The sequence below is a fragment of the Blautia sp. HCP3S3_G3 genome (assembly GCF_052063365.1).
GTDB lineage: Bacteria > Bacillota > Clostridia > Lachnospirales > Lachnospiraceae > Blautia_A.
In genome coordinates this window covers 1-5,428 of record NZ_JBQHXR010000049.1, presented here as the reverse complement: position 1 = coordinate 5,428, position 5,428 = coordinate 1, and the positions used below count along the sequence as shown (strand labels likewise).

Annotated in this window: 4 protein-coding genes; all 4 read left to right on the top strand. The window is 32.2% G+C overall.

Annotated features, from left to right (window positions below; all coding sequences use genetic code 11):
* Nucleotides 1-361 precede the first annotated feature (361 nt).
* The 4 genes from ACTNEW_RS16110 to ACTNEW_RS16095 are packed head-to-tail and all read left to right on the top strand — an operon-like array spanning nucleotide 362 to nucleotide 5,326.
* Nucleotides 362-2,245, top strand: coding sequence for a hypothetical protein (locus tag ACTNEW_RS16110; RefSeq protein WP_441062807.1), 1,884 nt, complete (start codon nucleotides 362-364; stop codon nucleotides 2,243-2,245).
* A gap of 5 nt (nucleotides 2,246-2,250) precedes the next feature.
* The gene (locus ACTNEW_RS16105) at nucleotides 2,251-4,374 is read left to right on the top strand and encodes a DEAD/DEAH box helicase family protein (RefSeq protein ID WP_441062805.1); all 2,124 of its coding nucleotides are present in this window, start codon (nucleotides 2,251-2,253) and stop codon (nucleotides 4,372-4,374) included.
* Nucleotides 4,375-4,376: 2 nt separating this feature from the next.
* Nucleotides 4,377-4,544: a hypothetical protein gene (locus ACTNEW_RS16100; protein WP_441062802.1), complete on the top strand. Its 168-nt coding sequence runs from the start codon at nucleotides 4,377-4,379 to the stop codon at nucleotides 4,542-4,544.
* On the top strand, nucleotides 4,544-5,326 hold the full coding sequence (locus tag ACTNEW_RS16095) for an AAA family ATPase (protein WP_441062800.1): 783 nt from the start codon (nucleotides 4,544-4,546) through the stop codon (nucleotides 5,324-5,326). The genes ACTNEW_RS16100 and ACTNEW_RS16095 overlap by 1 nt, the downstream gene beginning before the upstream one ends.
* Nucleotides 5,327-5,428: the final 102 nt, after the last annotated feature.

The following is a 5,428-nucleotide window of genomic DNA, read 5'->3' as shown; positions in this document are numbered from 1 at the left end:
ACAGAGAAATGTCCATTCCTATGGCTCCTTCTTCTGAGATATTTATTGATGATATATTGAAAAAATCCTTGATATTCAAGGAAAAAAGACTTGACTTAATAGGGAGGAATATATGATGTATGAGGTGAAAGATTCTATTATTTTTTGGAGATTTATATTGTAAAAACGTTGGAAGTTAACATTGATCATACTACGTTTTATATTAATATTTTGGAAATATGAGTAAGAACCAAAAAGTGATCACACGTTACTGAAATGTCAAGTTTTTTCACACCAGATCTTGTTATTTTTTGCTGATATGGTATAATCAAATGGACTATAGATCGAAGAAAAGTTCGATCAAAATGAAAGGATGCAACTTATGAAAATTGGTATATTAGATGCTGATTTGATGGATCACGGCACTCGCCATCCCAATTTATCATTAATGAAAATATCAGGATATTATAAAGAACAAGGTCATGACGTAAAATTAATTTATCGTTCTTATGAAGATGTGTATGATTACGATGAAATATATATATCGAAAGTATTCACATTCTCTGATATTCCAGAGTGGGTTGTAAAATTACCTAACGTTCATATTGGGGGGACTGGATTTTTCCCAGATGGTGGACAAAATTTACCAGATGAAATAGAACATCATAAACCTGATTATGATTTGTACACAGAATATGTTGAGGAACAGATTGCCTCAGGAAAGAGTAGAACTCATTTTGCAGATTACTTGGATTATTCAATAGGATTTACTACAAGAGGATGCTTTAGAAAATGTTCTTTTTGTGTTAATAAAAAATACGATCATACCTTCAGACACTCTAAAGTAACAGAGTTTTATGATGAGAACAAACCGTACATTTATTTGTGGGATGATAACATTCTTGCTTATCCAAAATGGGAAGAGGTAATGGATGAATTGGAGGCCACCGGAAAACCATTCCAGTTTCGTCAAGGTATAGATTTGCGATTGATGACGGATCGAAAAGCATATAGATTCACACATACCAAATATCATGGTGATTTTATATTCGCATTTGATCATCTTGAAGACACAGATCTTATTGTGGAAAAGGTTCAGCTTTGGAAAAGATATTCTTCTAGAGTGTGCAAAATGTACGTAATTAGCGGTTATGATTCGCAAGATGAAAAAGATATAGAAGGCGTATTTTTCAGAATTGCAACATTGATGAAATATGGTAGTCTTCCGTATATTATGCGCTATGAAAAATATAAAGAAAGTCCATATAAGGGAATGTATATTGAGTTGGCACGTTGGTGTAATCAGCCTAATTTCTTTAAAAAGAAATCTTTTAGAGAATTCTGTTTGGCAAATCAGGAATACAAAAAGAATCAAGAAACTAACTGTGCGGCGTATCAGAGTATGCTAGACTTTGAAGAAAAATTCCCGGACATTGCGGCAAAATATTTTGATTTAAGATTTGACCAAGAAAATCTATATGCTATTCAATATGGTTACGGAAGAAGATATGAAAACAAACCACTATGTAGCCTTTGCAAAAAGAAAGGTATGTGTTGGAATAACATCTTTTCAGAAGATACAGAGAATGAGAAAAACTTTATCAAATGGTATTTTGAAAAAGAAATTGATTTGCAGTGTTTAACCTATGGTAACTCTGAATGTTTAGATATTGAATCAATAACTGATCGTTTGATTGAGATATTGCTTAAATATAGTATTGAGGAAATAGTGGAAATAATAGCAGGTTCTGATAATCTTGAAGAAGTTAGTAAAGATAATATTCCTCAATACAGTGATTTGAATGATGCATTTTTTGAGGTGAATAGAATATTGGTTGATTCTGATGCTTCTATGTCTTTTGAAGAATTAGGATATTATCTTGGTCAGAAGCATGACAATATGAAAGAAGGAACTGTTGCTCAAAAAAAATATGGTGAAAATCATGCCAAATTAGCTGCGTTACTGGACTTAGCGTGTATTAGTAAGAATGGTAATAAGTCTCATATTTATACATCTGTGTTTGGTAGAAGATTTTACCTTTTGGATGAAGATAAAAAGAAGCAGTTAATTAAGAAACTTTGTTTGCGAATACCTATCATTCAAAGTGTTTTTAAAGCAGGATCAATATCTAAGATCTATGAAGAAATCAAAATATTATCAACATCAACTCAAAATAGAAGAAGATCAAATGTGGAAAATGTGCTAAGATCAATAATAGAGGGTAATTCGGAATTATCCGCTAAAAATGAGCACGATTGCGAGTGATTTTCTTGTGTAAAAATTTTATAGAATTAAATTTAAAATCCAGCTATGAAAGCGGGCAAGATGACCTCGTGGAGGAATTCTATGCTCCGGTTTTACGATGTGCAAAATCGTATGACCGCATAGCTGGTTTTTTTACGTCTTCAAGTCTTGCTATCGCAGCAAAAGGCATGGCTGGTTTTATCAGAAACCATGGTGTTATGCGTCTTATAGCATGCCCTAGATTAGATGAAAAAGATGCGGAAATATTAGAACTTGTGAATACTGATCCAGATAGCTTTTTGAGTGAAAAATATCAAAATATGTTTGATGATTTAGAAGATTCGTTACAAGAACAACATATTTCAGCATTGGGCTGGATGATTGCAAATGGATACTTGGAAATTAAGTTGGCTGTAGTTAAAGAATCAGGTAGGTTTTGTACTGGGAATGAAATAGACCAAAGCGGGATTTTACATCAAAAGGTAGGAATATTAACGGATTTAGAAGGTAATAAAATATCTTTTAGTGGTTCAATAAATGAAACTGCATCCGGCTGGCTTCATAATGTTGAAGAATTTAAAGTTTTTTCATCCTGGAATGAAGAAAAAAAATACTTGGTAAAAGATGAACAGAAATTTCATGAGTTTTGGAATAATAAAAGAAATAATATTCAGACATACAATCTTCCTGAATCTGTTAAAAAGAAGTTAATTGAGAAATCTACATCATTCAGAGCAGAGAATAATATTTTACATAGTTATAAACGATATGTTGATAAGAAGAACATATTGGATAACAGTTTGAGCCTTTTTTATTATCAAAAGGACGCTGTAAAAAAATGGGTTAGAAATGATTACAGGCTTTTATTTCAAATGGCTACAGGAACTGGTAAAACACGAACAGCATTTGGATGTATAGAAGAATTAATGTTAACTCAAAAAAAGCTAATAGTAATTATTGCATGCCCTCAGGGTACATTGTCCCTACAATGGAAAAGTGAGATAGATAGCCTGCCGTTTAATTTTGATGTATCTGCAATTATTGATGGCACTAATAAAAAGTGGCGAAACACTCTGCATGAAATTGTGTTACGTACAGCTACCAGTTTTATTGATACAGCCGTTCTTTTTACAACACATATTACTGCAGCAAAACAAGATTTTATAAATATAATTGAAAAGAGCCACCAAGATATTAATTATCTCTTTATTGGAGATGAGGCTCATGGATTAGGTGCATCAAAATGTAGAAAGGCATTATTAGAACGATATCGTTATCGCGTCGGGTTAAGTGCAACTCCTAGTAGATGGTTTGATGAAAGCGGAACAAAAGTATTGGATGATTATTTTGGTAATAATTCTTTTGAATTTACTATTAGAGATGCACTGACAACGGTAAACCCTATTACTGGAAAGACGTTTCTTGTTCCTTACACATACCATCTTGAATTTGTTGATCTTACAGAGGAAGAATTAGCGGATTACGCAAAAATTTCTAAAGAGGTTAGAAAGCTTAGCGCATTCTCTAAAGATTCTGATGAGTATGCAGAGAAATTAGAACGCTTGTTGTTTAAACGCGCGAATATTGTCAAAGATGCTAAAAACAAATACGAAAAATTGAAAGAAATCCTATTATCAATGGATGAAATTCGAGATTTGATAATTTTTGTGTCACCGGAGCAGATTAATAAGGTTAATCAAATATTGTACGAATTACGTATTCCTGCACATTCATTCACACAGGAAGCTGGCACAACAATTGAATCAAGATTTGGTGATATGACTGAAAGGCAACATATAATAAAGCACTTTAAAGAGGGACATTATAAGTCGCTGGTTGCTATTAAGTGTCTTGATGAAGGAATTGATATTCCAAGCGCACAGAATGCCATTTTAATGGCCAGTTCTACGAATCCTAGAGAATATATTCAGAGAATAGGTCGTGTCATTAGACAGGCACCTGGAAAAACAAGTGCAAATATTTGGGACATTACAATTCGCCCAAGTTCATCAAAACTGTCAGATTCAGAAATGGCAGAATTTGATAAATTAATCTGCGATAAAGAGAAAAATCGTATATTTGATATTGTTGAAAATGCATCAAATAATATTGAAGCATTAAAGAAATTATATGAAGAAATGGGGGATTAACAATGGCTTTGAATAAAACAATTTTAAAGAAAGTTGCAGAAAAAACAAAAGATGATAAGAAGCAGCAAGAGTTCATCATAAGCATTCTTGATGAAGAAAATAAGGGACTAGGACAATTTAAGAAAAAATATAAAGCTGCAATAGATAATGCTATTAAAGGTGACGAGTAATGAGAATAGAATGTGTTAAAATAAATAATTTTAGACAATATAAAAATGTTGAATTCAATTTCGATAGAAAAGGTCCATATGATTTGCATATCATTTTGGGAAATAACGGAATAGGAAAAACCAATCTGTTAAATGCTATTTCATGGTGTCTATACGGAAAAGAATCACATCTTGGAAATGAAAAACGTGCAAGAAAAAGAATTAATAGTACTGTATTAGAGGAAGCAATTTCAAAAGGGAATGAAAAATGTGAAGTAAAGGTATCTGTTACTATCGGTGTCGACAATAAACACATTACATTTGAAAGAACTCAGGAATTCAAGGCTAATAAGGAGGCATTTGAATTTAAACCTACATTTATTGTCACGGTAATGGCCCCATCTGGAAATGATGTTATTACAGATTCTGAAAGAATAGATAATCTTTTAAAACAGTATATTCCTGAAGACATTAAAGAATATTTTTTCTTTGATGGTGAACAACTTGACAAATATTTTATTAGTAATCAGGGAGAAAAAATACATCAAGCGATCTATAATATTTCTCAGGTTAATCTCTTAGATTCTATGAAAGATAGACTTGGCAAAGTGATTCATGATTTTCAAGATGAAGCTGGAAGTAAGAATGTTGGAATTAAACAGCTAAACGAGAAGAAAAATTCTCAAGAAGCCTGTGTATTAGATCTGAAAAATCGTATTTCCGATTGCAAACGTCAGATTAGTTTGGCTGAATCAGAGATTACGATATGTAATGAATATTTATCGGGAAAAGATTGGTGCTAGAATATAAATAGTACAAGTCAAAATGAGAATTCCTAATCTAATATTTCATGGTACAATGTAGGTACCGCACTGAAGGAGGATCTCATTATGGCAAAGCACTAT

Coding starts and splice junctions, on each gene's coding strand:
- ACTNEW_RS16095 (WP_441062800.1), top strand. CDS start 4,544: ATGAGAATAGAATGTGTTAAAATAAATAATTTTAGACAATATAAAAAT.
- ACTNEW_RS16100 (WP_441062802.1), top strand. CDS start 4,377: ATGGCTTTGAATAAAACAATTTTAAAGAAAGTTGCAGAAAAAACAAAA.
- ACTNEW_RS16110 (WP_441062807.1), top strand. CDS start 362: ATGAAAATTGGTATATTAGATGCTGATTTGATGGATCACGGCACTCGC.